Raw genomic sequence first — 26,217 nt, 5'->3', positions numbered from 1 at the left:
CATGGAGAGTTACCATGCTGTGCTCGAAGCGATCGCCGCCGCGCCGGGCGATGGCGTGTTGGCCATGATCATCAATGTGGAAGGATCCGCGTACCAAAAAGAAGGAACATGCATGTGGATTGGCGCAAACGGGGAAACGGTCGGGCTGCTGAGCGGCGGATGCCTGGAAGAAGCGGTGGCGGCCTGCGTCCGCGACGCATTGGCGAGCCGCGAAGCAGCCGCGGTGTCGTTTGATTTGCGGAATGAGGACGATTTGACGTGGGGGCAGGGCGCCGGATGCAACGGCCTCGTCCGCGTTTGGCTTGAGCCGGTGACGGACGGGACAAAACCGCTCTGGCTGGCGCTCAAGCGTGCTCTTGACCGCGGCGAACATGTTCTGATGGCCCGCAGCCTTTCAAACCGACACGAACCGCCGTTTTTCCAAAGCGAAACCGGAGAGCGCTTTGGCAGCGGCCGGATGCCGAGGCCGGAATGGACGGAGTGGCTTCGCGATGCGCCGCTTTTCAGGGGATGGAATGGATCGTATGAGGCGGATGGGGAGGAGTTTTACGTTCAGCACTTTTGGCCGAAGCCGCGCCTCGTCATGTTCGGCGCCGGGCCGGACGCCCCGCCGCTGGCGGCGGCGGCGAAAGCGGCCGGGTTTTCTGTCACCGTCAGCGACTGGCGGCCGGCGTTTTGTCAGAAGGCGCACGTGCCGGACGCCGATAGATGGGTCGTCGGCTTCCCGCACGAAACCGTGCCGGCGCTTCGCTTGAATGAGCGCGACTTTGTCATCGTGATGACCCACCAATTTGAACGCGATCGTGAACTCGTCTCGTTGCTGGCTGACAAACCGCTCGCCTACCTTGGCGTGCTCGGCCCGCGGCGGCGCACCGACCGCCTCTTTCCTTCCGGCTCCGCCCCGCCGTTTGTCCGTTCGCCGGTTGGGCTGTCCATCGGCGCGCGCAGCCCGCATGAAATCGCCATCAGCATCACCGCCGAGCTGATCAGCGTGTTGCGCGGGCATGGAACGGAGGCCGACCGATGAAGGCCGACACGATCGCCGCCATTTATTTAGCGGCCGGACAAAGCCGGCGGATGGGGGCCGATAAACGCGCCCTGCCGTGGGGAGGGGAGACGCTTGGCGCCGCCGGCCTGAAAGCGGCGCTTCGCTCCTGTCTGGCGCCTGTCATCGTCGTCATCCCCCCGGCCGATACGCTCGCCTGGCTTCCAGATGAACTTCGGAAGCACCGAACGTGCCGCTTCGTCCGCTGTACAGCCCATCGCCGCGGCCAGGCGCATTCACTGGCCTGCGGCGTGCGCCGAGTGCTGGCGGAAGGAGCGGACGCCGCCGCTGTATTATTGGCCGATCAGCCGTTTGTGACGCCGGACACGCTCGATGTCCTTGCCGCCCTTTATCGCCGGCATCGTCCCGATTACGCCGCCTTTTCCCGCTTCGGTGTGCCGATGCCCCCGGTCATTTTTGGAAGCCAAATGTTTCCCGCCCTCTTGGCGCTTGACGGCGATGCAGGCGGGCGCACGCTCTTTCGCGACCCCCGCTGGCATGGCCTTTTGTACGAAGGCAATGAGTCAACCGGCATTGACATCGACACAAAAGACGACTATGAGCGCGCCGTCATCTATCGAGAAGAAAAGGAGGGACACTCCCGTGGCCGTCGGTAAAAGCATCATCCGCAAAGAAGCATGGGATAAGGTGACCGGCCGGGCAAAGTATACGAACGATTTTAAAGAACAAGGAATGCTTCACGCCGCCTTGGTGACAAGCCCGTACGCCCATGCGCGCATCGTCTCGGTGGAAACGCACCAAGCGCTCGCCGCCCCCGGCGTCCGCGCCGTGCTGACCGGCGAGGGGCTGCCGCTCACCGGCGAAGATATGCGCGACCGCCCGCCGATCGCTTTCAACAAAGTACGCTACTATGGAGAGGTCGTGGCTGTCGTCGTCGCGGATACGCTCTTCCAAGCTGAACAGGCGGCCCGCCTCGTCCGCGTCGCCTACGAGCCGCTTCCGGCGGTCGGCTCGCCGCGCGAGGCGCTGAAAGAAGGCGCTCCGCTATTGCATGAACATCTTGAACGTTATGAAAAAAACAAAACAACCTACCCGGAGCCCGGCACGAACGTCGCCCATCGGACGAAAATCCGCAAAGGCCATATTGAGCAAGGGTTTGCTGAAAGCGACGTCGTCATCGAAACGAGCGTATCGTTCACGCCGTCTGACCATGCCGCCATGGAGACGCGCTGCGCGACCGCCGAAATTTGGCCGGACGGCACGATCCATATCTCCGCCTCTTCGCAGTCGCCGTTTATGATCAAAAAACTGCTCCATACGTACTTTGGCGAAGAAACCGGCAACGTCATCGTCCATACGCCGCTTGTCGGCGGCGCTTACGGCGGGAAAGCCCCCGTGCAGTTGGAACTGCTTGCCTACCTTGCTTCAAAAGCGGTCGGCGGCCGGAAAGTGAGCGTCTGGAACAACCGGGAATGCGACATGGTCACCTCTCCCGTCCATATCGGCCTTGAGGCGACCGTCAAAATCGGTGCCACGAAAGACGGTCTCTTGAAGGCGATGGAAATCGTATTTCTATTTGACGGCGGCGCCTATTCCGACAAGGCGATCGATGTGAGCCGCGCCGCCGCGGTCGATTGCACCGGCCCGTACCATGTCGAACACGTCGTTTGCGACTCGCTTTGCGTCTATACGAACCGCCCGTACGCGACGCCGTTTCGCAGTTTCGGCCATTGCGAGCAGGCATTTGCCATCGAACGGGCCATTGATGAATTGGCGAAGGCGCTTCAACTTGACCCATGGGAAGTGCGGCGCAAAAACACCATTCGCCCAGGGCATACGACTCCAACACAAGTGCGGCTCACGAAAAGCAATGTCGGCGACATGGCCGCCTGCCTCGACCGCCTGCGCGAGCTGATGCGCTGGGACGAATGGCAGCGCATCGAACTTGACGCCTATACCGTACGGGCAAAAGGCATCAGCGGCGGCTGGAAAACGTCCACCATCGATACAGACGCCAGCTCCGGCGTCATCTTAACGTTTAACTCCGACGGCAGCGTCAACGTCATCTCCGGCGTCGTCGAAATTGGCACGGGCACGAAAACAGTGCTTGCGCAAATCGTCGCCGAACGGCTGAAGATGGATGTCGATCAAGTTCATGTCAAAATGGACATCGATACGCAGACGACGCCGGAACATTGGAAAACGGTCGCCAGCCGCGGGACGTTTATGGCCGGACGTGCGGCGCTCGCCGCCGCCGATGACGCCATCCGCCAGTTGAAAGAGATCGCCGCCTGCGTGCTGCGGGCCGCGCCGGACGATTTGGAAGTCGGGTTCGGACGCGTCTTTTTGCGCGACGATCCGGCCATCTTCATCCCGGTCAAAGACATTGCCTACGGCTACAAGTTCCCGAACGGCAACGCCATCGGCGGGCAAGTGATCGGGCGCGGCCATTACATTTTGCGCCACTTGACCCCGCTCGACCCCGAGACCGGCGCCGGCAAGCCGGGGCCGGAATGGGGCGTCTGCGCGGAAGGAGTCGAAGTGGAGTTCAACCGACGCGACTACACGTACCGCATTGTGAAGGCGTATGCGGTCATTGACGCCGGCAAAGTGCTCAACCCAAAAGCAGCGCTCGGCCAGGCGATGGGGGCGATGAGCTTGGGGCTCAGCTTTGCGAGCCGCGAAGGGTTTCTTTTTGACCACGAACAGCGTGTGTTAAACTCGCAGCTGCGCACATACCGGCCGATCCGCTTTGGCGAACATCCGGAGTACATCGTAGAGTTTGTCGAAACGCCGCAAATCGATGCCCCCTACGGTGCGCGCGGCATCGGCGAACACGGCTTGATCGGCATGCCCGCCGCTTTGGCCAACGCTTTGTCGCTCGCTGCCAGCGTGCCGCTCAATGAACTGCCGCTTGTGCCGGAGCTCATTTGGCGGAGGCAGAAAGGAGGTGGCCATGATTCCGTTTGATTTTGCTTACTACCGGCCATCATCGATCGCCGAAGCCGCAGCGTTGTTTGCCGCGCTCGAGCAGGAAGGAAAACGGCCGCTTTATTACGGCGGCGGCACGGAAATCATCACCTTATCCCGTTTCGGCCTCGTCTCGACTGCAGCCGTCATTGACGTCAAACACATCCCCGAATGCCGGACGCTTGAAATAAGCGGCGATTCGCTCGTGCTCGGAGCGGCGCTGTCGCTCACCGAGCTCGAGGAAGCGAACCCGTTTCCGCTGCTGACGAAAGCGGCCAAAGAAGTCGCTGACCGGACGGCGCGCAACCAAATTACGCTTGGCGGCAACATTTGCGGGCAAATTTTTTACCGCGAAACGGTGCTGCCGCTGCTCGTTGCCGAAGCGGATGTCGTCATCGCCGGTTCGGATGGCGTCCGGCAACACCGCTTCCATGAGTTGTTTCACCGGCAGCTCCGGCTCGGCCGCGGCGAATTTGTCGTCCAGCTCAAAGTCGACCGGACCGCCGCCGCCCTGCCCCATTTCCATCGCAAGCGCCGCAAGCAAGGGGAAGTCGGCTACCCGCTCGTCACGATCGCGGCGCTGAAAAACGGCGAAACAATTCGCGCCGCCTTCAGCGGCGTCTGCCCATTTCCGTTTCGTTCTGCGGAAGTCGAGGCGCATCTTAACGACCGGAGCCGCCCCATCGCCGAACGGATTCAGGAGGCGATCAGCGCGTTTCCGCGCCCGATTTTGCATGATATTGAAGGCTCGGCAGACTACCGGCTGTTTGTCGCCGCCCAGCTGCTTGAAGACGCGCTTCGTCAGTTAGGGGAAACTATGTAGACGGGAGGTCAACGCACGGACATGGAAGAAACGGCCAAGCGGGAGCTCGTGCTGCACGTTAACGGGGAACAACGGACGGTCGCCGCCCGTCACGCTGACACACTGTTGTTTGTCCTGCGCGGCGGGCTTGGCCTGACCGGCGCCAAACCGGGCTGTTTAAACGGCGATTGCGGCGCCTGCACCGTCCTAGTCGACGGCACGCCGGTCAAATCGTGCATGATGCTGGCCATCGAAACGGTCGGCAAACAAATCACGACTGTTGAAGGGCTTAACAGGGCGCCCATCCAGCACGCCTTCGTCCGCCACTTCGCCTTTCAATGCGGCTATTGCACGCCGGGCTTTATTATGAACGCCCACGCGCTCATTGAGCGGCATCCGGACGCCGATGATGCGACGATTCAAGAATGGCTCGAGTCGAACATTTGCCGCTGCACAAGCTATCAAGAAATCGAAGCGGCGGTGAAAGAAGCGCTCGCCGCCAAAAAAGCAAAAACCGATTTTTGACTTCTTCTTACCCCCAACGGATGTTCCGCACTTTGCCGGGTCATCCGTTTTTTTCTGTCATGTATTTTTCCATTCCATTCCAAATGCCTATTGACAAAAATATAACGTTCACGTTAATGTTATATTTGTGAAAACGATCGTGATCACGGTAAAGCGAGGGGCCCCGAATGGAACGATTCAAGATCGATGACGTCGCCAAAGCAACCGGCTTAACAAAACGGACGATCCGCTATTACGAGGAGATCGGTCTGATCAAACCGCCGGCGCGCAGCGAAGGCGGCACGCGCCTGTATACAGCCGACGACATCGAACAGTTGAAAAATATTGTCGCCGCCCGTGAAGTGCTCGGTTTTTCGCTTCAAGAGCTGCAGCACTTTTTGGCGTTGAAGGAAAAAATCAAGACCCATCGGGAAGAATATCGCCACGCCGCCGCCGGCAGCGAACAGCGGCGCGAGCTCGAACAAATGGCCGCCGGGCTGCACCGACAAATCTCCATGCTTGATGACAAAATGGAGAAAATGATGGCATTTAAACAAGAGTTGGAACAAATGGCCAAACGAATAGACGCCATCTTGCAAGAGAGGAGAGAAGAATAGTGGAGGAAGGAAGACAAACAAGGGCGCGGTGGATTACCGTCGCCGCCGCCTTTTTGGCGTTCATGGGCATCGGGGTTGTTGACCCGATTTTGCCGGTCATCGCCGAAAGCATCGGCGCCACCCATTGGCAAGTGGAAATGTTGTTTACCGCCTACATTTTGACGATGGCGGTGATGATGATTCCGGTCGGGCTTGTTGTCAGCCGTGTCGGCGATAAACAAATGATGGTGATCGGGCTCGGCCTCGTTACGATTTTTTCATTGTTGTGCGGCTTTGCCTCTACTATTCCGCAGCTGTCGATGTTCCGCGCCGGCTGGGGATTGGGCAATGCGACGTTTTTCGCGACGGCCATGACGCTGCTCATCGCCTTAACGCCGCAGGCAAGCACCGCCGTCGGCTTGTATGAGGCAGCCATCGGCCTCGGCATGGCCGGCGGACCGCTCGTCGGCGGGCTGCTTGGCCAACATTCATGGCGCTACCCGTTTATCGGCACGAGCATCTTGATTTTCATCGCCTTTTTGCTCGTCACCTTTTTCGTCTATGATCCGAACAAAGGAAAACCGAAAAAAGCGGTCGGCCTGCAAGAAATGCGGCGCTTGCTTTCGTTCCCGCCGTTTTTAAAAGGGGCGGTCGGCAGCATGCTTTACTATTACGGCTTTTTTGTCGTCTTGGCATACTCGCCTTTGATCATTGGACTGTCGGCCATCCAAATCGGCCTCGTTTTCTTCGGCTGGGGGCTTTGCCTTGCTTACGGCTCGGCGGTGTTGGCCCATCAGCTCGAGAAAAAATATGAACCAAAGCAAGTGTTGCCATACAGCTTGCTGCTGTTTGCCGTGCTGTTGCTGCTGTTGGCCGCCGTTGAACAAACGTGGCTCATGACCGCCCTCATTATTTTATCAGGGCTCATCTCTGGATTAAACAACGCGCTGTTTACAAGCTATGTGATGGAAACGTCGCCGTACGAACGCGGAGTCACCTCCGGCATGTACAATTTTGTCCGTTGGATGGGCGCCGCCATCGCTCCCGTGCTGTCGGGCGTCATCGGCCACGCCGTTTCGGCGAAGGCGCCGTTTATCGTGGCCATGGCGCTGTCGCTTGCCGCTTTTCTCTTTCTTGCCTGGCGCAAACGCGAGCCGTCAGCGACGAAAACAGTCTGACCACAAAAGATAAGGCAAAAACAGCACAACTTGACGCAAACTGGCAGACCGGCCGGCTGGCATGGGTCAGCGCCCGTTTTCGCCTGAAAACGGGCGCTTTTCTATTGGCAGCCTGTGTGGATTTCACGCGGCTTCCCATCGGCTGCTGTTCATTCGTTCCCTCCCCTTTTAGCAAGGGCGAATCGTTTGTTTCTCGCTAATCACGACCCCGCGCCTTTTCATTTCCTCAATATACACCTCTCCTGGCACGGCTTGCTCGGGTGGATAGACGCCGCGCTTCGTAATCACCCCGCGGCCGATCAGCTGGGCGACAACGGAAATCGTATAGGCGGTTGTGCGCGCCATCGCCGTCACTTTGTTTTCACGGTCATTAAACGTGACGGTCTCGTATTCGAACACCGTTTCCTTCCCGCCTTTTCGGCCGCCGACGATGACCCGAAGCAAGACGACATCGTCTTTTCCTTTCAAATCAAGGAGCGGCGTCAACACGGCGAGCAGCACATCGCGCGGTTTGACTGTTTGGCCGTTCACGTTGACTTCCATATCGTTGCGCGTCAAATTCAAATCGACGAGCAGCTTGAATTTTTCTGCATGGCCGCGGTAACGAATCGTTTTGTACTCGAGCCGCTTCAAGTTCGGAAACGAGCGCGAGAGCGTCGACGTCCCTCCTGAAGTATGGAACGCTTCAAGCGGTCCGAACCGGTCGAAATAAATCGGTTCCACTTCGGAAAGCGACGGTACTTCCCGCTTTTGGCCGTCACGGATGATGAGAGACGGATCGGTGTAATGGTCAAGCAGCCCTGCTAAAGAAAACACATGGTTGTACTCAAGCGGCGGCTCGGGACGGACGGGAATCCCCCCAACATACAGTTGGATTGACTCAACTTCATCAAGCTGGCTTGCCCCATAGCCGGACAAAATGTTGATCATCCCCGGCGCGACGCCAAGATCCGGAATGATCGTCACCCCTGCATTTTGAGCCTCCTCGTGCATCTCAAGCACCCGGTCGGTAATATGGCCGATATGGCCGCCTAAATCGACCGAATGGACGCCCATTTTGATCGCTGTTTTCGCCACCGTTTCATTGAAGCGGTAAAACAAGGCGTTGACAACCACGTCATGCCCTTTCATCGCCGCCGCGAGTTGTTTCGGATCGCCTGCATCGACCCGAACGGCGGTCAGTTTTGCCGATTGAAGTTGACTCTTAACCTGCTCCGCCCTATCCCGGTCGACATCGGCAAGCGTCACAGCCTCGACGTCCTTGCTTTGCACTAAATCGCGCGCCGCTTCTTTGCCCATCAACCCGGCGCCAAGCACGAGCATTCTCACCGTTCGTTCCCCCTTTGTTGCCGTTTTGTTGCTTGTATCCAACCGCTTGCTGCCTTTTGGCTGCCGCTATGGCAAATGCGGCATCTTGCCCGAGTCTGTATGGACCGCTTTTATCGGCCGCCATCGTTGCGGCTGCCCGGGCAGACAGCCCGCCCGTTCAATCGCCCGTATCAATTTGCGCCCGCTGCAGCTTGCCGCTGAAATCGACATAAATGCTCCGCCACTCGGTAAACACATCGAGCGCAGCGACGCCGGAGTCGCGATGACCGTTGCCCGTCCCTTTCGTGCCGCCAAACGGCAAATGAATTTCCGCCCCTGTCGTGCCGGCGTTGACATACACGATGCCGGTGTCCAAATCGCGCATCGCTCGAAACACGTTATTGACATCACGGGTGAAAATGGCGCTCGACAGCCCGTAATCAACGCTGTTGTTGACGGCGATCGCCTCTTCCAAACTGCCGACGGAAAGGATGGACACGACCGGGCCAAAAATTTCTTCGCGGGCAATGCGCATCGACGGCGTCACATCCGTAAAAATGGTCGGCGCGTAGTAAAAGCCGCGCGCATAGGCGTCATCGCGCAATCGATGGCCGCCAATTAACAATTTCGCCCCTTCTTCTACGCCAAGGCGCACGTAGCGGTCGATCTTTTGCAGCGCCTCTTCGTGGATGACCGGGCCGACTTTGACCGTTTCATCCAATCCATTGCCGATGGTCAGCGTTTTTACCGCTTCCAGCAGGCGCCGCTCGAGCTCCGGCTTGACCCGCTCATGGACGATGACCCGGCTGCATGCCGTGCACCGCTGGCCCGATGTGCCGAACGCGCTCCAGATGATGCCGTCGACCGCCAATGTTAAATCCGCGTCATCCATCACAATGACCGCGTTTTTCCCGCCCATTTCCAGCGACACTTTTTTCAGCAAGCGCCCACACTTCTCGGCGATTTGCCGGCCGACGTCATTCGAACCGGTAAACGAAATGACCGGCACGTCCGGATGCTCAACAAGCGCACCGCCTGCCGTTGGCCCGTCGCCGTGAACGACATTGAACACTCCACGAGGAAGTCCTGCTTCAGCGAAAATCGCAGCCAGTTCGCGCGCCATAAACGGAGTTTCAAGCGCCGGCTTCCAAACGACCGCATTGCCGGCGACGATCGCAGGAAACGACTTCCACGTCGCGATGGCGATCGGGAAGTTCCAAGGGGTAATGATGCCGACAACCCCCACCGGCACGCGGACGCTCATCGCAAACTTGTCTTTCAACTCAGACGGCGTCGTATCGCCAAACAACCGCCGCCCTTCCCCCGCCATGTAAAACGCCATATCGATGCCTTCCTGCACTTCGCCGCGCGCTTCCTCAATCACTTTGCCCATTTCCATCGTCAACAGCCGGGCCAATTGTTCTTTCCGCTCCTTTAGCAAGCTCCCGACCCGGTATAACACTTCCGCGCGCTTCGGAGCCGGCACGAGCGCCCATTGCTTTTGCGCCGCTTTTGCCGCCTTGACAGCCGCGTCGATATCAGCGGCGGTCGACAACGCCGCTTCGCCAATCACCTCTCCGTTCGCCGGGTTGATTACCGACGCCCGTTGGCCGCTTGAAGCCGCTTTCCATTCACCATCAATAAAGTTCCATGCTTTCATCGTCATCCTCCTTTGCACTTTATTCCAGTTCGACTGCCGGCGGCAATCTCCTTTTTCACCGGCGCCGCACCAAGCTGTTGCCATCCAGCCGGGCTCTCACCGCATATGGAAATGCGCATGCCTCCTTTGGGCACCTCGCTATTCTCGCTATTACGGAGCGGGCAGCCGCATCGCCACGGACAGCTGTTCCGGCTCCGTCATGATTTCAATCACCGTCGGCTTCACTGCTGTCAGCGCCTGTTTAAAAGCGGCCGCAAATTCGTCGCCCGTCTTCACCGTGACGCCGTCAGCGCCCAACGCCGTCGCCAACTTGGCAAACGACACCTCGCCCAGCTCGCTCGCAATCACCCGCCGCGGAAAGTGCAGCTCCTGGTGCATGCGAATCGTTCCATACATCCGGTTGTTAAAGACGAGACTAATGACAGGAATGCCGTAGCGGGAAGCGGTCTCGAGCTCAGCCGCTGTCATTAAAAACCCGCCATCGCCTGATAAGGAAACGACCACCCGTTTTGGCTCAGCGAGCTTGGCACCGATGGCAGCCGGCAGCCCGTACCCCATCGCCCCGGATGTCGGCCCGATATACACGTGCCGGTCACGGAACGGGAAAAAGGTATGCAGCCAGCCGACAAAGTTGCCGGCGTCATTCGTGATGACGCCATCATCCGGCAGCTCGGCCTGCAGCACGGCGATGACCGCTTCTTGTATATTTCGCGGCGGCTGCGGCAACATCGCGGTCGCCTCATAGGCACGTCGGCGGGCAGCGGCCCATTCGCTCCATGACGGGGCGATGTTCCGTCCGAGCAGCGCAAGCAAAGCCTCGCGGGCATCCGCCATAACGGCGATATCCGCCGGGAACACTTTGCCAAGCGCTTCCCCGTCTATATCGATATGAATAAGCGTCTGATGCGGCAACGGCCACGTGAAATCTTGCGTCGTCACTTCCGACAACCGCGTGCCGACCGCTAAAAGAAGATCAGCGCTCCTTGCCGTTTCGACCACCGCCGCCGGCGCCCCGAGGCCAAGATGGCCGACATAAAGTGGATGGTCGTGCGGAAACACGTCATGGCGGCGGAACGCCGCAGCGACTGGGAGGGAATATTGTTCCGCCACGAGGCGCAACGGTTGCTCGGCGCGGGCTCGTTTGACGCCGCCGCCGGCGACAATGAGCGGCCGACGGGCAGCGGCAAGCGCTGCTTCTATCTGCCGCAGCTTCTCCTCAGCCGGGGCCGGGCGCGGCGCGTCCATCGCCATCAACACCGCCTCCGCAACGGTTTCTGTAAATACATCTTCCGGGATCGAAACGACGACCGGCCCGGGACGGCCCGTTTTCGCCACCCGAAACGCCCGCTGCACCAACTCCGGCACGCGCTCCGGATCATCGACTTCAACCGCCCACTTTGCGAGCGGCCGGAACCATTCATCCAATTCAACTTCTTGAAACCCTTCGCGGCCGCGAAACCGGCGGTGCACCTGCCCTAAAAAGACGACGAGCGGCGTGGAATCTTGGCGCGCCGTATGGACGCCAATCGCCAAGTTGGCGGCGCCGACCGCGCGCGTCGCCAGCACCACTCCCGGCTTGCCGGATGCTTTCGCATACGCTTCCGCCATAAACACCGCCCCGCCTTCATGGCGGGCTGAGATCAGCTGAAGCGTCGGTTCGTCATATAACGCATCCAACAGCGGCAAATAACTTTCCCCCGGCACACAAAACAAGTGGGAAATGCCTTCTTGCTTGAAACATTCGATCATCGCCCGCGGAACAGAAAGACCGCGCATCACCCGTTTTGTCATGACCGTCCCTCCCAATCGATCGCCGCCCAGCGCCGCGCCGCTTCAAGCAGCCGCTCAAGCGGGGCGGCGAGCGAAACGCGGACATACCCTTCCCCTCCTGAGCCAAACGCCGTCCCCGGCGTTACGATCACCCCGGCTTCATCAAGCAGCCGGGCGGCAAACTCGGCGGCGGAGCAGCCGACCGCTGTCGGCACCCACAAGAAAAACGTCGCCTGCGGCGGCCGGACGGGCACGCCCATTTTCCAAAGCGCCGCTGTCATCGCCTTCATCCGTTCTTCATAGATGCGGCTGTTCCCCTTCGCCGCTTCAGTTCCGCCCCGCAGCGCAGCGGCCGCCGCTTTTTGCACGGCTAAAAACTGGCACGTATCGATGTTTCCTTTTAGGACCGCCAGCGCCCGGATGACATCCCGGTTGCCGACGATATAGCCGATGCGGCAGCCCGCCATGTTATAACTTTTGGACAAAGAGCCGAGCTCGACGGCCACGTCTTTTGCGCCGTCAACTTGCAGCACGCCCGGAGCCCGAACATCGCCAAACGTCAGCAGCGAATACGCGGAATCGTGGGCGATGAGAAACCGGTGCTTATTCGCCAGCGCCACCGCCTCAGCGAATACATCAACCGTCGCCATAGAAGCTGTCGGATTGCTTGGGTAGTTTAGCAGCATGATATTGATGCGATCGTAAGTGGACGGATCAACAGCGGAAAATTGTGGTGCGTAGTCACGAGCGGCATCAAGCGGCAACTCAAGCGGCGTCCCGCGGGCGAGATGGACAGCGGTGCGGTACACGGGGTAGCCCGGATTCGGAATCAGCACCGCATCGCCCGGATCGATGAGCGCCTGCAACAAATGGACAATCCCTTCTTTCGAGCCGATCAAAGCGAGCACTTCCGTATCCGGATCCAGTTCGACGCCATACTGTTGCTTATAAAAGGCGGCAACCGCCTCGCGGTATTCGCGGCAGCCGGCATACGGAGAATACGTGTAGTTGCGCGGGTCATCAAGCTCGCGTTTCAAAGCGTCAATCACAAATGGCGGCGGCGGCAAATCCGGCGCGCCGATGCCCAGATCGATCACATCGATTCCTTTCTGAACAAGTTCCGCTTTTTTTCGCTCCAACGCGGAAAACAAATACGGCGGCATTCCTTTTACAAGTTCGGAAGCCGTCTTCATCACGGCCTCTCCCCTTTCGGCTTTATCGTTTGCGGCGCGGGACGGACAAGCAACAAGGCGGATCGCGGCTAAGGCCCGGGAACGAGTCTAACCGGTGGAAACAGTTGAACGGAAATGCGATTTCTCTTCTTGTAAAATATTTTATTATCAATGTAAAAGAATTAGAATAGTAGCGGCGGAACGAGTCCATACGTCCCCTTTTTGCCTGAACGCCAAACCGCAACCCCCATACTAGGATTGAATGGGATGAAGTGCGTGCGGCTCGCCGCAATCCGGTCTTTCGCCTTCCTGAAAGCGAAGGCGCATCCGTCAGTTTCAAAAAAGCCGGGCGCCGCCGGGCGCCCGGCTTGCATATGATGCCGCCCATTTCTTACTGATATAGCGATGCACCGCCGCGCACAAATTCAGCGGCCTTTTCTTTCATCCCTTCTTCTCTGATTTTCCGCTGCAGCTCGTGCGAAATGTTCATCGAGCAAAACTTCGGTCCGCACATGGAACAGAAGTGGGCTGTTTTCGCCGCCTCGGCCGGCAACGTCTCATCATGGTACTCGCGGGCCCGTTCCGGGTCAAGCGACAAGTTGAACTGATCGTTCCAGCGAAACTCAAAGCGCGCTTTCGAGAGCGCATCGTCGCGCTGCTGGGCGGCCGGATGCCCTTTCGCCAAGTCAGCGGCATGGGCGGCGATTTTATACGTAACGACTCCGGCGCGTACATCCTCTTTATTTGGCAGCCCTAAATGTTCTTTCGGCGTCACATAGCAAAGCATCGCCGTCCCGTAAGCACCGATGATCGCGGCACCAATCGCTGACGTGATGTGGTCGTATCCCGGTGCGATATCGGTGACAAGCGGCCCTAACGTATAAAACGGCGCCCCATGGCAAATTTCCTGTTCCCGCTCGACATTTTCACGAATTTTCTGCATTGGGATATGCCCCGGCCCTTCGATCATCACTTGCACATCATGCTCCCAGGCGATTTTCGTCAGCTCGCCGAGCGTCTCCAGTTCGGCAAACTGCGCTTCGTCATTCGCATCGGCAATGGAGCCTGGGCGCAAGCCGTCGCCAAGGGAAATCGCAACATCGTATTGTTTCAAAATTTCGCAAATGTCTTCAAAATGCGTATACAAAAAGTTTTCTTCATGGTGGGCCAAACACCATTGGGCGATGATCGAGCCGCCGCGCGAGACGATGCCGGTCGTCCGGTTGGCGGTGAGCGGAATGTAACGAAGCCGCACACCGGCGTGGATCGTCATATAGTCGACCCCTTGTTCGGCCTGTTCAATCAACGTCTCGCGATACACGTCCCACGTTAACTTCTCCGGCACGCCGCCTACTTTCTCAAGCGCCTGGTAAATCGGCACGGTTCCAATCGGCACCGGCGAATTGCGGATGATGTACTCGCGCGTCTCATGAATGTGCTTGCCGGTCGACAAATCCATGACCGTATCGGCGCCCCAGCGCACCGCCCAAAGCAGCTTTTCCACTTCATCTTCAATCGAGGAAGAAACGGCCGAGTTGCCGATATTGGCGTTAATTTTCACATGAAAACGGCGGCCGATGATCATCGGCTCACTCTCAGGGTGATTAATGTTCGCCGGAATGATCGCCCGGCCGGCCGCCACTTCCTGGCGAACGATTTCCGGATCAAGTTGTTCGCGAATCGCAACAAACTCCATCTCCGGAGTGATGATCCCCTGTTTGGCGTAATGCATTTGCGTCACTGTTTTCCCCGATTTTGCCCGCAGCGGACGGCGCACGAACGGCAGCGGGCGGACACCGGCGGCTGCTAATGGCTTCACTTCTTCGACATCGCCGCGCTCAAAAATCCAGTTGCGGCGAAGAAGCGGCAATCCTTTTTCTACGTCCGGCTCAAAATCGGGATCAGTGTATGGACCGGTTGTGTCATAGACGCGCACCGATTCGTTTTCCACCGTCCCTTGCGGCGTTTTCGTCGGCGACAAGGCGATCTCTCTCATCGGCACGCGCACATCAGGCCGTGATCCTTCGATGTACACTTTGCGGCTGGCTGGAAATGACATGAACGAGCGAATGTTTTCCATGCGGCTTTCCTCCTTAAACATTTTGTTTGGGATCTGCAGCCGCACCAACGAAAAGAGAGGCAAAAACAGGGGCTATTTACGCAAAAACGGGTTCCGCAAAACGGAACCCGATCAAGGCAAAAAGGCCAAATGAACAGCCTGTGCGTCCATTTGTTCCCGCTGCCTGCTTCCCTACGCTGGCATGACCCAGATCAGGTTCAAAGGGTCAAAGAACTTCATCGCGTTCTTTTCTCAGCCCGGCTCCCGGACTCCCCTAGCAGATGAGCGTATAACAATGATGACTGACTTTCCTTTCATTTTACTGCATAACAGGCACGTATGCAAACCATTTTATTCCATATGACAGCTGGCGCATCAAGCCTTCTTTCCTTGGCAAACTCGCTTTTTCCCGCCTCACACCGAAAATTGCTTGAGCATCGTCCGCATCTCGTCCGCCATCCGGCCGAGCGCTGCCGAGGAAGAGGCGATTTCCTCGACGGAAGCCATTTGCTCCTGAGTGGATGCCGATACGTTCGCAGCGCCGGCCGCTGACTGTTCAACGATATTGGTCATCTGTTGGAGTGCGTCATCCACTTGGCGGGCGCGGCCCGTCATTTGTTCAATCGCAGACGATGCTTGTCCAATTTGTTCGCTCACTTGATCGACGGCCGCGCGAATCTCGGCGAACGACTGGCCGGCAGCGGCGACGGCGTCAAGCCCTTGCGCCACTTCAGCGACGACCCGCTCAGCCGACGCGATCGCCCGCTTCGTTTCCTCTTGAATGTGACCGATCAGCTTGGAGATTTGCTGCGCCGAGCGCGCCGACTGTTCGGCCAGTTTTCGCACTTCGCCGGCGACGACGGCGAACCCTTTTCCTTGTTCGCCGGCGCGCGCCGCTTCGATCGCCGCATTTAGCGCCAGCAAGTTCGTCTGTGACGCGATGCCCGTGATCGCTTCCGTGATTTGCCCAATCTCATTCGAGCGCTCCCCGAGCCTTTGGACGACCTGGCCGAGCGATTGAACATGGTCGTAAATGAACTGCATTTGCTCAGACATTTGCGTCACAGACTGTTTGCCGTCCTGCGCTTTGGCCGCTGTTTCCCGGGCGTTGTGCGACACTTCTTTCGTGTGAAGGGCAACTTCGTCCAATGTTTTCGAAATGTCATTGATAGCCATCGCCGTACCGCGGGCGGCCTTTGCCTGCTCCTCGGCGTGCGAGGCCATCGTTTCCATCGCGGCCGCAATTTGTTCTGTCGCTTTTGTCGTCTGCTCAGCGACAGCGGCCAACTGGCCGGACACTTGCGCCACCTCTTCGGCATGGTGCTGCACGCGGCCCATCACTTCCTGCCATGCATCGGCCATACGGTTGAACGCAGCCGCGATCGGCCGCAGCTGCTGCACGCTGTCCAGCGGCACGCGCGTCTTCAAGTCCCCCTCTGTCATTTTGCTTACATGTTCATTGATGATAGCGATCGGCGCGACAAACCGCCGGTAGTTGAGCGTTGATGAAACTAAGCCAACCACCGCCCCGAACAACAAGGTGGCGGCAAGCGTCCACCAAAACGCCGCCCCGCGAATGCCATTAGCCAAGCATATCGCAAGGCCGATCGCCGCCGTGCCGGGGATGACGACGAACATCGTGCGAATGATATAAGCGCTTAACGACAACCCTTTCTCCTCCTTTTTTCTATTGTCAAAAAGTTTTTCACTATTACTATAGCATTGACATATTCGTCAACGTGCGTCGGTTTTCCTTCTTTATGTCCAGCTGGATCTCCTTCATTAAAAAATTGTATTTCCAGCAAACAGGAATTGTATTAAAATAACGATTACCTCATAAATATTCATTTTCTAGATCAATAGAACGGAAGATCATCCATGGACAAAAAGAAAATGATTGGCGGTGCGCTTGCCGTCAGTTTGTTGGCGCTTTCCCCTTGGGCGGCTGTGCACGCCGAGCCGGTCAAATGGACGAACGTCAACGCATTCGAAGAACAAACGGGCAGCCTGTTCAACCAAGAAAACAAACGGTGGAACCCATTAAAGAATGGAATCCGATGGTGTTTCTTGATACACACGGCTATGTGAAAAATGACGGGCCAAACTTGCAAGGATTGATTGAACCTTGCACGCCGCCGCACAATCCAAACTATGAATACGATTTATATATCAAATGGGCGCTCGAACAAGCAAAAGCGATGGAAGCAGAAATTTTGGCCGACAAGGCGTCCTACCAAAGAGAACTGTACAAGTCGATGGAAGGCGTCTATATCCCGTATCGCGATGATACGGCCGGCTGGGATGACTATCCGCCGATTTTCACGCCGATGTACGCCATGTACCACGGCGCGTACGGCCATACGCTCGAAGCGCCGCCAAACGACTGGGACGGCGTGCGCTGGCAATATAACGCCATTATGGGCGCATGAATAAGCAGCAGTCCCATTCCGGCACGAAACTGGCGTTGCAGCGGCTCGGCTTTCAAGTGACCGAACTGACGCCGTCCGAAGTGGCGGCAAACGGGCTGGACGGGTTTGACGTCTTTGTTTACAGCGGGACGGAAAACGTAATTTCTCTGAACTTGAGCGCGGCCAACAAAGAATTCGGCTTGCAAAATGCTGATGAGTACAATGCCTTCAAGCAACACGTCACCGCTTTTGTGAACGATGGCGGCAAATACATCGCTGTCGGCGCCGGAGCATCAAGAGCGACGAAAACGCTCGGGCTCACCGACGACACGATTAATGTCGGCGGCTCGAACAGCAACGGCATCGTCCGCGTCGACTACAGCGGCAAAGGAACGACAGCCGGTTACGGACAGGACGATATCGGCTTTGTATACCGCCCGGTATGGTATACGAACACCGGCAATGACATCGTTGAAGCAACGTTTGACAATACTCCAGGCTTTTTCAAGGCCGGCCATTGGAAAAACCGCAGCGCCGCCCAAGGGGCTGCCGTCATCGTCCGTGAACAAAACGCTGACGTCACCTTGATCGGGCTTGAGGCTGGCTTCCGCGACCATACGGACTATTTGTTCCGCCTATTGGCCAACGCCATTTGGGAAAGATGAGCCGCGCGCTGAAAAACGGAAGCTCCGAACACGGAGCTTCCGTTTTTTCTTTTGCCCGGCCTTCTCAGCAGAATAGTCCAATGCCCCCCGCCGCCAAGGAGGAATAGTCCGTTTTTCTTATCTTCCTCTTCTCCGCTTTGCATCAAAAGGAGGTTTTTTTTGCACCATATTGAAAATGATAATCATTTATATTATGATGTTTACCGATATTGATAATCGTTTTCATAAGAGGAGGGAGCACATTGCAGTTGTCTACCGTCTTTCTCTATGAGGAAGAACAAGCATACCGACAGTTGCAACGAATCGATCCGGCGCTCGGACATTTGTTTTTGGCTATGTTGCCAAAAAGCCGGCGGCGCATCACCGGTCGGTTGCTGCAGGCGCTCGTCCGCGAACATCTCATCAGCCCAAACCGCGTTGACTGGAGGTATACCGGAAAAGAGTGGGAACTTTCCATCCTGCTTTCGGAAACGAAACAGATCAAAGCAGCGGCAGCTGAGCGGTTCAGCCTTGGGCAGTTTACCGTTGCACGCCTTTGGCTGCTGGACAGGAAGAGACAAACTCCCCTCTTCTCCCCTTTGGAGCTGCTTCAGCTGCTGCGATCCGAAGGGGCGATCGCTCCTATGCCAAACTGGGACGGATTTTGTGCTGAAATCGCCAACAGTGTTGTGAATGATGCGCTTGCCTTAGCCGCCGCCGAACGGCGCGGCCCACGCGGGACAGTTCACTCCTCTTCGCTTGAGTGGGTGCGCGCCCAACCGCATCCATTCAGCCCGCTTGTTTTTTATGAACAGTCGGTCGTTGACGGGCATACGTTGCACCCGTGCGCCAAAACGCGACTCGGCTTCAGCGTCCAAGATGTGATCGACTATTCGCCGGAATGGGAAGCAATCGTCGCCCTCCCCTTGGTCGCGGTGCATCGCCGCCATTGCCGTTTCGTTTCTTTTTCCTATGAACGAATGGCGGACTGGATTTACGAACAGGAAGAAACGTTGCGTTCCGCTGTACAGGAATCGTTGCGGACATGCGGCCGCTCTGAACGCGAATATGACGTCATTCCTGTCCACCCTTGGCAGTGGAAACATACGATCCAACGATATTTTCAAAAGGAGCTGAACGAACAGACGATCGTGCCGATCCAGGGCCGGACGCTCCGTGCCCATCCGCTCGTCTCCGTGCGCACATTCATGATCGCGGGCGCTTCCGGTGATCATTTGAAAACGCCGGTCAACGTGCAAATGACAAGCGCCGTCCGCACCGTATCGCCGGCCGCCGCTGCCAACGGGCCGCGCTTATCGGCATGGCTGAACGATGTGCTCACCAACGAGCAGCTGGCCCCCCGCTTCCGGATCATCAGCGAAAAAGCAGGCATCTACTTTTCCCCTGATGGGCGAACAGGCGAAGAATCGGCAACGCTCAGCAAACAGCTGTCCGCCATCGTCCGGGACAATCCAGAGCGCGGGCTGGTGGAAGGGGATATCGCCATGCCGGCTGTGGCGCTTCTTTCTTCTTCCTTCCTAAGCGGCAAGCCGGTGGCGGCCGAACTCGTTGAGGAATATGCCGCCAATCAGGGGGCAAGCTCCGTGCGCGAAGCGGCTGTGTGGTTTTTCCGGCAATATGCAGAAATGCTCGTTCCGCCGTTGCTCGTCCTTTTGTGCAAATACGGCATCAGCCTGGAAGCTCACTTGCAAAACAGTGTCCCCGTCTTCCGTCGCGGTGTGCTTCAAGCGATGCAAGTTCGCGATTTAGGAGGAATTCGCCTCCATTCCGGCCGTTTCGGGCGCCATCGCTACCCGCTTCACGATTTGGCGCTTTCAAGCATCGTGACGGACGAGATCACCGAGTTGCGTCATACGTTCACTCATGCCGTCATTCACAACCATCTTGGCGAGCTGATCGCCTGCCTGTCCCGGTCGTTCTCGGTCGAAGAGCCGCTGTTTTGGCGTGCGACAGCCGAAATAATGGAGCGCACATTTGCGATGCTTGCCCGTGACAACGAAGCGAACAGACACGCAAATGAAGACCGCGAGGCGCTGTTTTCCCCGGTGTTGCCAATGAAAGCGCTCGTCGCCATGCGCTTAACGGATGATCTCCGCAACCATTTCATTGAAACGGTCAATCCGCTGGCCAAATGGAAAAAGGAGGAATGGAAACGATGAACACCCGTTTATTCGCCCCAACGGCGAATATGACGCTCTACCCATACGAGCAAGAATGTGCAGAATTCATCAGGAAACGGTTCCCTGACCGGCTTTCTGCCTACTTCCGCCATGTCGCTCGGGCGCGGACAACGATCTTGCAACGAACTGTCGCCGCGTTGCTGCGGGAAGACGTATTCGGTCTGTACTCCCATTCCTACAACTTGCGAGTGGTCGGCTCGGTATATATGACAAATTGGCACGGGCTGACGCCGGAATGGGAGCCGGCCGTCCGCCGGCTTCCGGATGCCAACTTGCAAGAAGGAATCACCTACAAGCTGTTCCCGGTTGCGCCGGGCGAATGTTTGCTCATCCCGATCCGCGGTGAATCGGCTTTTCGCCAATGCGACATCGGCGAGGAGATCATGTGGATCGGCAGCGGCATCCGAACGGTCCAAGACGCCATCTCCTTCCTTTCCCTGCTGGCGCCGCATATGAAAGCGGACGGCCAGGAAGACGCATGGGCGCAACTAGCGAAAGAGTTGGAAAACGGAACCGCCAATTTGGCACTTGCCTATTGGCACTTTGAGAAGACATGGCAGGTGACGGGGACGGAAGCTGACGGCTTGTTTGCGTACATTGAACATCGACGGCGTGACCCATCGTTTTGCCCGGCGTTATTTTTCGAACAGCTTTGCATTGAAGGGCACCACCTTCATCCGGGCGCCAAAACGAAACTGCCGATGTCCCCTGAGGACGTGTTCGCCTACTCGGCGGAATTTGGCGGCGAACCGCAGCTGCTGATTGTCGCCGTCCGACGCAGTTTGTGCGATTTCCGTTTTGACGGATATGAAGATCCCAACACCTTCCTGTTCGACCGCTTCCCGTCGTTGCGACGCCCGGTGGCGGAACGTTTCCGGCAGGCAAACCGGAAGCCGGAAGACTATGTGCTCATACCTGTCCATCCTTGGCAATACGAGCACATCATTCCGGACGTCTACCGTGAGGAGCTGCGCGATGGACGCCTTTGGCTGATCGAGGGGGTGACGATCCCGACGCAGGCGACCGCCTCGTTCCGGACCGTTTTGGCGAAGGAAACCCCGCTGTATATAAAAACTGCCGTCCATAGCCAAATGACCTCAACGGTCAGGTCCATTTCACCCCAGTCGGCCAACAACGGCGCCGCATACAGCCAGCTGTTTCGCGCCATTCTAGAAAGGGAACATGCACTGTCCGGCATCTTTCTTCCCGTTTGTGAAATCGGCGGCTGCTCGTTCCGCTCGGAAGATCCGACAAAAGCGCGAAATTTATCCGTCATTTATCGTGAGGGACTGGATCGTTTCCTTGGCGAAGAAGAAATCGCCATCACCGGAACCGCCTTATACGCCATGTCGCCATTTAGCGGCCAGCCGGTCGTCGTGGACATCATCGAAGAGTACGCGAAGGCAACCAACCGTCCACCATCCCGGGAAACGGCGCTTTCCTTTCTTCGCGAGTACGCCGGCATCGCTGTCCGCGGCTTTTTGACGTTGCTCGTCAAGTACGGCATCGGACTCGAAGGGCATTTGCAAAATACCGTTCCCGTCTTTCGGCAAGGGCAACCGGTGAAATTGCTGTTTCGCGACTGGGGAGGCATCCGTCTGTACCGGCCGCGCCTTTTACGCCAAGGGCTTGACATCGACGTCCAACCTGGATCGCTCACGGTCACCGACGATTTACGGGAAGCGCAAAACAAGGTGTTTTATACCGTCTTTCAAAATCAACTTGGGGAAATTATCCGCCACATCTGCCGCCGGTGGGGCATCGCTGAAGAACAAGGTTGGACGTGCGTCCGCCGCCAATGTGATGCAGTGTTTGACGAACTGGCCAAAGATCCGAATCTGCAAACAGCGGTGCACGAAGACCGCCAAGCTTTATACCGGCCGCTCGTGGATCATAAGGCGCTGGCAACAATGCGGCTGCAGCCGGAAGCGAAAACGTATTGTTTCGTTTCCGTGCCCAATCCGTTGGCGACAGGTTGATAAGGGGAAATCGATATGCTTCTTATATGGAAAAAACCGTCCCCTTCCTTCGCGCTGTTTTGGCGCCCGTTCCGTGTGTATTGGGCCGGGACACTGCCGGCGCGCATCGGGGAGTGGGCTGATTTCATCGTTTTAAACTGGGCCGTGCTGCAGCTTTCCCGCTCGCCGCTCGACCTCGGCGTTCTGCACGCCTGCCGGCTGCTGCCGATCTTTCTATTCAGTTGGCTCGGCGGGGTGCTTGCCGACCGTCTGCCCCGGCGCCGTGTGCTCGCCGCTTCCTTGCTTGGCATGGCCGCGTCCACGTTGGCAATCGCCTGGTTGCTGCATGAAGCGTTCTCATTCGTTTGGCTGTTGGCCGCCGTCCTGGTCCGTTCGGTCTTTATGGCCGTGGAAACGGCCGCACGCAATGCATACATCGCTCATCTTGTTCCGAGCGCGGCGCTCTCGAGCGCCATTTCACTGCATACCGCCGCGCTTCATATCGGAAAGATCGCCGGACCGGCAGCAGCCGGATGGTGGCTCGCTTCGATGGATGGCATCCCGCTGCTTGTCGTCTATAGCGCTATGCTCGTTATCGCCGCCCTCGCGGTATCCTTTTTAAAGGAGGGCGGCCCCCACCAACCGGCTGCACGCTCAGCAGGAAGCGACAAAGGGGAAGCCATCCGTTATATCAAGGGCACCCCGCTCATTCAGGCGTTGCTTGCCCTTTCGATCATCCCGATGATGTTCGGTTTCGCTTATTCAGCGATAACCCCGCTCCTCGTTGAGGCGTTGTCCGAAGGTGGCGCCGGGGATTTCGCCTTGCTGCTTTCCGTCTCGTCCGTCGGTGCGTTGCTCGGTACGATCTGGCTTTCCTTCCGGCCGGTTGAGGCGGTCGGCAAATGGCTGATCGTTTCGTTGCTTGCCTTTTCCTTATCGTTGCTTCTATGGATCGTCTCGTTTGAACATAAGTGGCTTTGCTTGGCTGCGATGGCGCTGGCCGGGCTGACCGGTCAGCTGTATCGGACGCTATGCCGCCTAGCCGTTCAGCTGACCGTTCCGGATCGCCTACGCGGACGGATTATGAGCATCGCCTTAATGGACCGCGGGTTCATCCCGCTCGGCACGCTTTTGCTTACCGCCGTCGCCGAGTACGCCGGGGTAAAAACGGCCGGCTATGCGATGGGGGGGCTCTGTCTTCTTTGTGTGCTTATCTTTTGGCGGCGAAAAGAACTATGGAACATCTCTACAGGAGGAAGAACATGGAACGATTAAGCGACGTCATTCAAGTGATCACGGATCACAAGACAAAACAGCAGGCTCCGCTCTGCGCCTATGTGTATGACCTGGAAGGCTTGCGCGCCCATACAGCCAGGCTATCCGCCCCGCTTCCCCCTTCCGTCCGACTTTTTTATGCCGTCAAGGCAAACGCGGATCCGCGCGTCTTACAGGCGATCCAGCCGCATGTGGCCGGGTTTGAAGTAGCCTCGGGCGGCGAGCTGCAAAAAGTCCGCCGCCTGTTTGCCGACACCCCGGTCATTTTTGGCGGACCGGGAAAAACAGACGAAGAACTCATCGCAGCAACCGAGGCGCGTGTAGCCCTCATTCATGTCGAAAGCATATGGGAACTGCAGCGGCTCCACTGGATCGCCGCCGAGCGGCAAACGACCGCACGCGTGCTCCTGCGGGTCAATTTGCGCCAAACCGCTCCAGGCGCTACGTTGCATATGGCGGGAAAACCGACCCAGTTCGGCCTCGACGAATGGCATATCGGCGAAGCGATTCGCACAGCGTTGGCGCTTCCGTCTATTGATCTGCAAGGGTTCCATTTTCACGCCATGTCCAATCATACCGACGAGCAGGCCCATCTTGCCTTTATCGAAACGTGCCTGTCATTCGTTAGGCAAACGGAAAAAACATACGGGCGGCCGTTTTCGTTCGTTAACGTCGGAGGCGGAGTCGGCGTCCATTACAACGACCCGGACCGGCAGTTTCGTTGGGATTGGTTTGCCAAAGAACTACATTTGTTGCTGCGCCGCCATGCCTCTCCGCATTGGACGGTCATTTTCGAACTTGGCCGCTTGATCGCCGCCCATAACGGCTACTACGCGGCTGAGGTGCTCGACTTAAAAAACAATTACGGAACGTATTTTGCCATTCTCCGCGGCGGCATCCACCATCTCCGGCTGCCGGCGGCATGGAAAATGAACCACCCTTTTCTCATCATTCCGATCAACGAATGGCGTTACCCGTTTGACCGCCCATCTTTGTTCGGCGAACGGGTGACGTTAGCCGGTGAGTTGTGCACACCAAACGATATATTGGCCCGGGATGTGCCTTGCGCCCGCCTGCGCGTCGGTGACATCGTATTATTCCGCTATGCCGGTGCCTATGGCTGGGACATTTCCCACCATGACTTTTTAAGCCACCCGCACCCGGACTTTATTTATCTTGATTCCTCAAGTTAAAAAAGCGGGCCTCTATTTGGAAGCCCGCTTTTTTCATTGTTTATGCGGTCGGTTTGTCCGTTGTGACATACGTGCCGGCGATAAAATCGTGAATCGACCGTTTGTCTTCCCTTGCCGCCACCATAATGGCACTAATGATCAGGCCGATGCCAAAGGTAATGAAATAAATCAATCCGCCGACAAACGAACGCAAAAACATCGTGCCAATACCGACTTTGCCGCCGTTCACCTTGGCGATCCGGATGCCAATCATCCGCTTGCCAACCGTATACCCGTACCACACCGCTGGAACAACTAAGGCGTAAAGCAAGTTTGCCAATGACGTAAACCAGTTCGTTTCCCCGCTGCCTGTAATCAAATAGCCGATGATCGAAATCGGAATGCCGACTACAATAGCGTCTAACAAGTTAGCCAACAGCCGCTTCCAAAATCCAGCCGGGTTCGTCACCGTCATATGCCTTCCCCTCCTCCTGGCTTTTCTATATTGTATTCGCCACCGACAGTACAATTGTCTTCATTTTAGCCTAAATTCAGGGGAGAAATCCACAACTTTCTTCCTAAAGCTTCTTAGCCCGTTTTGGACCGACAAAGGCGAAAAGTTTTCCCTAAAAGTAGTATTGGTGAAAAATCCGTATATAGTAAACTAAGAAGGATCGGGCAGCGGCAGGCGGACATAGGCAAACAGCGTCATTTCATTTTATAAAGAAAGGCATGACATTGCATGTGGGAACTTCTTTTCGTATTGGCCATTCTTTTTGTCGGCAGTTTTATCCAAGGGGCGAGCGGATTTGGCTTCGGCTTGTTTTCCATGGGGCTTTTGCCAATTTTATTACCCTTTAAGAATAGCACATTATTAGTGTTGGCTTTGACAATCGTTATATCGCTTCACGTGGCGGTCAAGTTCAGAAAATATATTCAGGTCAAAGATCTCCTTTCTATCTTGAGTTTCGCCTTGGCGGGCCGCGTATTGTCATTCTTTATCCTAAGCTTCTATGGCGAGACTGAGATGATGAGAAAATTGCTGGGCCTCGTGCTCATTGGAATGGTTGTTTATCTTTATGTAAGTGAAAAAAACACCTATACCCCGTCGTTTGAAAAGCCCCTCTTTCCTATGTTGATCGGTTTGACCGGCGGAATGATCGGAGGAATTTTCGCTGTAGGCGGACCTTTTTTTGTCTTTTATTTTCTGATGCGCTATAAGGAAAAGGAACGCTATAATGCCAATCTTCAAGCATCCTTTATCATCATGAACAGTTTTACGATCATTTTGCATGGGATTCACGGCGACTTTACCGGTTCATTCGCTCTTTACTTTTTGCTTGGCATCGTGGCCGTATTGGCCGGCGTACACATCGGCCTGAAATGGTTTGAACGTCTCCCGCATACACGGATCAAAAAACTGGCTTCCTTGATTGTGTTGATAGCGGGAATGAATTTGTTGGTCTTTTCGTGAAATGGGGAAGGGATGCCCCTGAGGCGGGACATCCGTTTTATTCGGAAACAGGAAGGCCAA

Annotated in this window: 22 protein-coding genes and 1 riboswitch; of the genes, 14 read left to right on the top strand and 8 right to left on the bottom strand. The window is 56.9% G+C overall.

Annotated features, from left to right (window positions below; genetic code table 11):
• Position 1 precedes the first annotated feature (1 nt).
• The 7 genes from M493_RS01960 (at position 2) to M493_RS01930 (ending at position 7,056) form a co-directional block, all read left to right on the top strand.
• Positions 2–1,027 carry an XdhC family protein gene (locus M493_RS01960; RefSeq protein ID WP_020958595.1) on the top strand — a complete coding sequence of 342 codons (1,026 nt, stop codon included), beginning with the start codon at positions 2–4 and terminating at the stop codon, positions 1,025–1,027.
• Positions 1,024–1,662 (top strand): xanthine dehydrogenase accessory protein PucB, encoded by a 639-nt coding sequence (gene pucB, locus M493_RS01955; protein WP_020958594.1) that lies wholly within the window; start codon positions 1,024–1,026, stop codon positions 1,660–1,662. Before M493_RS01960 ends, pucB begins: the two co-directional genes overlap by 4 nt.
• The gene (locus M493_RS01950) at positions 1,649–3,976 is read left to right on the top strand and encodes a xanthine dehydrogenase family protein molybdopterin-binding subunit (RefSeq protein ID WP_020958593.1); all 2,328 of its coding nucleotides are present in this window, start codon (positions 1,649–1,651) and stop codon (positions 3,974–3,976) included. The genes pucB and M493_RS01950 overlap by 14 nt, the downstream gene beginning before the upstream one ends.
• A complete protein-coding gene (locus M493_RS01945; RefSeq protein WP_020958592.1) occupies positions 3,963–4,799 on the top strand; it encodes an FAD binding domain-containing protein in 837 nt (278 codons plus the stop codon). Before M493_RS01950 ends, M493_RS01945 begins: the two co-directional genes overlap by 14 nt.
• A gap of 21 nt (positions 4,800–4,820) precedes the next feature.
• Positions 4,821–5,303 (top strand): (2Fe-2S)-binding protein, encoded by a 483-nt coding sequence (locus tag M493_RS01940; protein ID WP_020958591.1) that lies wholly within the window; start codon positions 4,821–4,823, stop codon positions 5,301–5,303.
• A 167-nt stretch (positions 5,304–5,470) separates the two neighbouring features.
• The gene (locus tag M493_RS01935) at positions 5,471–5,899 is read left to right on the top strand and encodes a MerR family transcriptional regulator (RefSeq protein WP_020958590.1); all 429 of its coding nucleotides are present in this window, start codon (positions 5,471–5,473) and stop codon (positions 5,897–5,899) included.
• A complete protein-coding gene (locus M493_RS01930; RefSeq protein WP_020958589.1) occupies positions 5,899–7,056 on the top strand; it encodes an MFS transporter in 1,158 nt (385 codons plus the stop codon). Before M493_RS01935 ends, M493_RS01930 begins: the two co-directional genes overlap by 1 nt.
• A 168-nt stretch (positions 7,057–7,224) precedes the next feature.
• Here M493_RS01930 and M493_RS01925 read toward each other — a convergent pair whose 3' ends face one another.
• From M493_RS01925 to M493_RS18800, 7 genes are all read right to left on the bottom strand, one after another.
• Positions 7,225–8,385, bottom strand: a complete 1,161-nt coding sequence (locus M493_RS01925; protein WP_020958588.1) for a saccharopine dehydrogenase family protein — start codon at positions 8,383–8,385, stop codon at positions 7,225–7,227.
• A gap of 157 nt (positions 8,386–8,542) precedes the next feature.
• Positions 8,543–10,024, bottom strand: coding sequence for an aldehyde dehydrogenase family protein (locus M493_RS01920; RefSeq protein ID WP_020958587.1), 1,482 nt, complete (start codon positions 10,022–10,024; stop codon positions 8,543–8,545).
• A 150-nt stretch (positions 10,025–10,174) separates the two neighbouring features.
• Positions 10,175–11,815 (bottom strand): thiamine pyrophosphate-dependent enzyme, encoded by a 1,641-nt coding sequence (locus M493_RS01915; RefSeq protein ID WP_020958586.1) that lies wholly within the window; start codon positions 11,813–11,815, stop codon positions 10,175–10,177.
• Positions 11,812–12,987, bottom strand: a complete 1,176-nt coding sequence (locus tag M493_RS01910) for an aminotransferase class I/II-fold pyridoxal phosphate-dependent enzyme (RefSeq protein WP_020958585.1) — start codon at positions 12,985–12,987, stop codon at positions 11,812–11,814. The genes M493_RS01915 and M493_RS01910 overlap by 4 nt, the downstream gene beginning before the upstream one ends.
• Positions 12,988–13,357: 370 nt before the next feature.
• Positions 13,358–15,046, bottom strand: coding sequence for a phosphomethylpyrimidine synthase ThiC (gene thiC, locus M493_RS01905; RefSeq protein WP_020958583.1), 1,689 nt, complete (start codon positions 15,044–15,046; stop codon positions 13,358–13,360).
• A gap of 151 nt (positions 15,047–15,197) precedes the next feature.
• Positions 15,198–15,311: riboswitch (TPP riboswitch) on the bottom strand.
• A gap of 128 nt (positions 15,312–15,439) precedes the next feature.
• Positions 15,440–16,693 carry a methyl-accepting chemotaxis protein gene (locus tag M493_RS01900; RefSeq protein ID WP_020958581.1) on the bottom strand — a complete coding sequence of 418 codons (1,254 nt, stop codon included), beginning with the start codon at positions 16,691–16,693 and terminating at the stop codon, positions 15,440–15,442.
• Positions 16,694–16,881: 188 nt separating this feature from the next.
• Positions 16,882–17,052: a hypothetical protein gene (locus tag M493_RS18800; protein ID WP_235183445.1), complete on the bottom strand. Its 171-nt coding sequence runs from the start codon at positions 17,050–17,052 to the stop codon at positions 16,882–16,884.
• A 3-nt stretch (positions 17,053–17,055) separates the two neighbouring features.
• On the opposite strand from M493_RS18800, the gene M493_RS18795 reads away from it, so the two are divergent.
• The 6 genes from M493_RS18795 (at position 17,056) to M493_RS01875 (ending at position 24,704) form a co-directional block, all read left to right on the top strand.
• On the top strand, positions 17,056–17,454 hold the full coding sequence (locus M493_RS18795; protein WP_235183444.1) for a hypothetical protein: 399 nt from the start codon (positions 17,056–17,058) through the stop codon (positions 17,452–17,454).
• Positions 17,451–18,098 carry a hypothetical protein gene (locus M493_RS18790; RefSeq protein WP_023817448.1) on the top strand — a complete coding sequence of 216 codons (648 nt, stop codon included), beginning with the start codon at positions 17,451–17,453 and terminating at the stop codon, positions 18,096–18,098. The genes M493_RS18795 and M493_RS18790 overlap by 4 nt, the downstream gene beginning before the upstream one ends.
• 242 nt (positions 18,099–18,340) lie before the next feature.
• Positions 18,341–20,257, top strand: coding sequence for an IucA/IucC family protein (locus tag M493_RS01890; RefSeq protein WP_020958579.1), 1,917 nt, complete (start codon positions 18,341–18,343; stop codon positions 20,255–20,257).
• On the top strand, positions 20,254–22,257 hold the full coding sequence (locus M493_RS01885; protein WP_023817447.1) for an IucA/IucC family protein: 2,004 nt from the start codon (positions 20,254–20,256) through the stop codon (positions 22,255–22,257). The genes M493_RS01890 and M493_RS01885 overlap by 4 nt, the downstream gene beginning before the upstream one ends.
• A 15-nt stretch (positions 22,258–22,272) precedes the next feature.
• The gene (locus M493_RS01880) at positions 22,273–23,511 is read left to right on the top strand and encodes an MFS transporter (protein ID WP_020958577.1); all 1,239 of its coding nucleotides are present in this window, start codon (positions 22,273–22,275) and stop codon (positions 23,509–23,511) included.
• Entirely contained in the window at positions 23,499–24,704 is a 1,206-nt protein-coding gene (locus M493_RS01875) for a type III PLP-dependent enzyme (protein ID WP_020958576.1), read from the top strand. Before M493_RS01880 ends, M493_RS01875 begins: the two co-directional genes overlap by 13 nt.
• 40 nt (positions 24,705–24,744) lie before the next feature.
• On the opposite strand, the gene M493_RS01870 is transcribed toward M493_RS01875, so the two are convergent.
• Positions 24,745–25,158, bottom strand: coding sequence for an RDD family protein (locus M493_RS01870; RefSeq protein ID WP_020958575.1), 414 nt, complete (start codon positions 25,156–25,158; stop codon positions 24,745–24,747).
• Positions 25,159–25,425: 267 nt separating this feature from the next.
• On the opposite strand from M493_RS01870, the gene M493_RS01865 reads away from it, so the two are divergent.
• Positions 25,426–26,157 carry a sulfite exporter TauE/SafE family protein gene (locus tag M493_RS01865; protein ID WP_020958574.1) on the top strand — a complete coding sequence of 244 codons (732 nt, stop codon included), beginning with the start codon at positions 25,426–25,428 and terminating at the stop codon, positions 26,155–26,157.
• The last annotated feature ends 60 nt before the right edge of the window (positions 26,158–26,217 follow it).

Source organism: Geobacillus genomosp. 3 (assembly GCF_000445995.2).
Lineage (GTDB): Bacteria > Bacillota > Bacilli > Bacillales > Anoxybacillaceae > Geobacillus.
The sequence above is the reverse complement of the archived record's forward strand: the minus strand, read 5'-3'. Positions and strand labels throughout refer to the sequence as shown.

Coding starts and splice junctions, on each gene's coding strand:
- M493_RS01945 (WP_020958592.1), top strand. CDS start 3,963: ATGATTCCGTTTGATTTTGCTTACTACCGGCCATCATCGATCGCCGAA.
- M493_RS01870 (WP_020958575.1), bottom strand. CDS start 25,158: ATGACGGTGACGAACCCGGCTGGATTTTGGAAGCGGCTGTTGGCTAAC.
- M493_RS01935 (WP_020958590.1), top strand. CDS start 5,471: ATGGAACGATTCAAGATCGATGACGTCGCCAAAGCAACCGGCTTAACA.
- M493_RS01915 (WP_020958586.1), bottom strand. CDS start 11,815: ATGACAAAACGGGTGATGCGCGGTCTTTCTGTTCCGCGGGCGATGATC.
- M493_RS01865 (WP_020958574.1), top strand. CDS start 25,426: ATGTGGGAACTTCTTTTCGTATTGGCCATTCTTTTTGTCGGCAGTTTT.
- M493_RS01960 (WP_020958595.1), top strand. CDS start 2: ATGGAGAGTTACCATGCTGTGCTCGAAGCGATCGCCGCCGCGCCGGGC.
- M493_RS01920 (WP_020958587.1), bottom strand. CDS start 10,024: ATGAAAGCATGGAACTTTATTGATGGTGAATGGAAAGCGGCTTCAAGC.
- M493_RS01910 (WP_020958585.1), bottom strand. CDS start 12,987: ATGAAGACGGCTTCCGAACTTGTAAAAGGAATGCCGCCGTATTTGTTT.
- pucB (WP_020958594.1), top strand. CDS start 1,024: ATGAAGGCCGACACGATCGCCGCCATTTATTTAGCGGCCGGACAAAGC.
- M493_RS01875 (WP_020958576.1), top strand. CDS start 23,499: ATGGAACGATTAAGCGACGTCATTCAAGTGATCACGGATCACAAGACA.
- M493_RS01885 (WP_023817447.1), top strand. CDS start 20,254: ATGAACACCCGTTTATTCGCCCCAACGGCGAATATGACGCTCTACCCA.
- M493_RS01940 (WP_020958591.1), top strand. CDS start 4,821: ATGGAAGAAACGGCCAAGCGGGAGCTCGTGCTGCACGTTAACGGGGAA.
- M493_RS01880 (WP_020958577.1), top strand. CDS start 22,273: ATGCTTCTTATATGGAAAAAACCGTCCCCTTCCTTCGCGCTGTTTTGG.
- M493_RS18790 (WP_023817448.1), top strand. CDS start 17,451: ATGAATAAGCAGCAGTCCCATTCCGGCACGAAACTGGCGTTGCAGCGG.
- thiC (WP_020958583.1), bottom strand. CDS start 15,046: ATGGAAAACATTCGCTCGTTCATGTCATTTCCAGCCAGCCGCAAAGTG.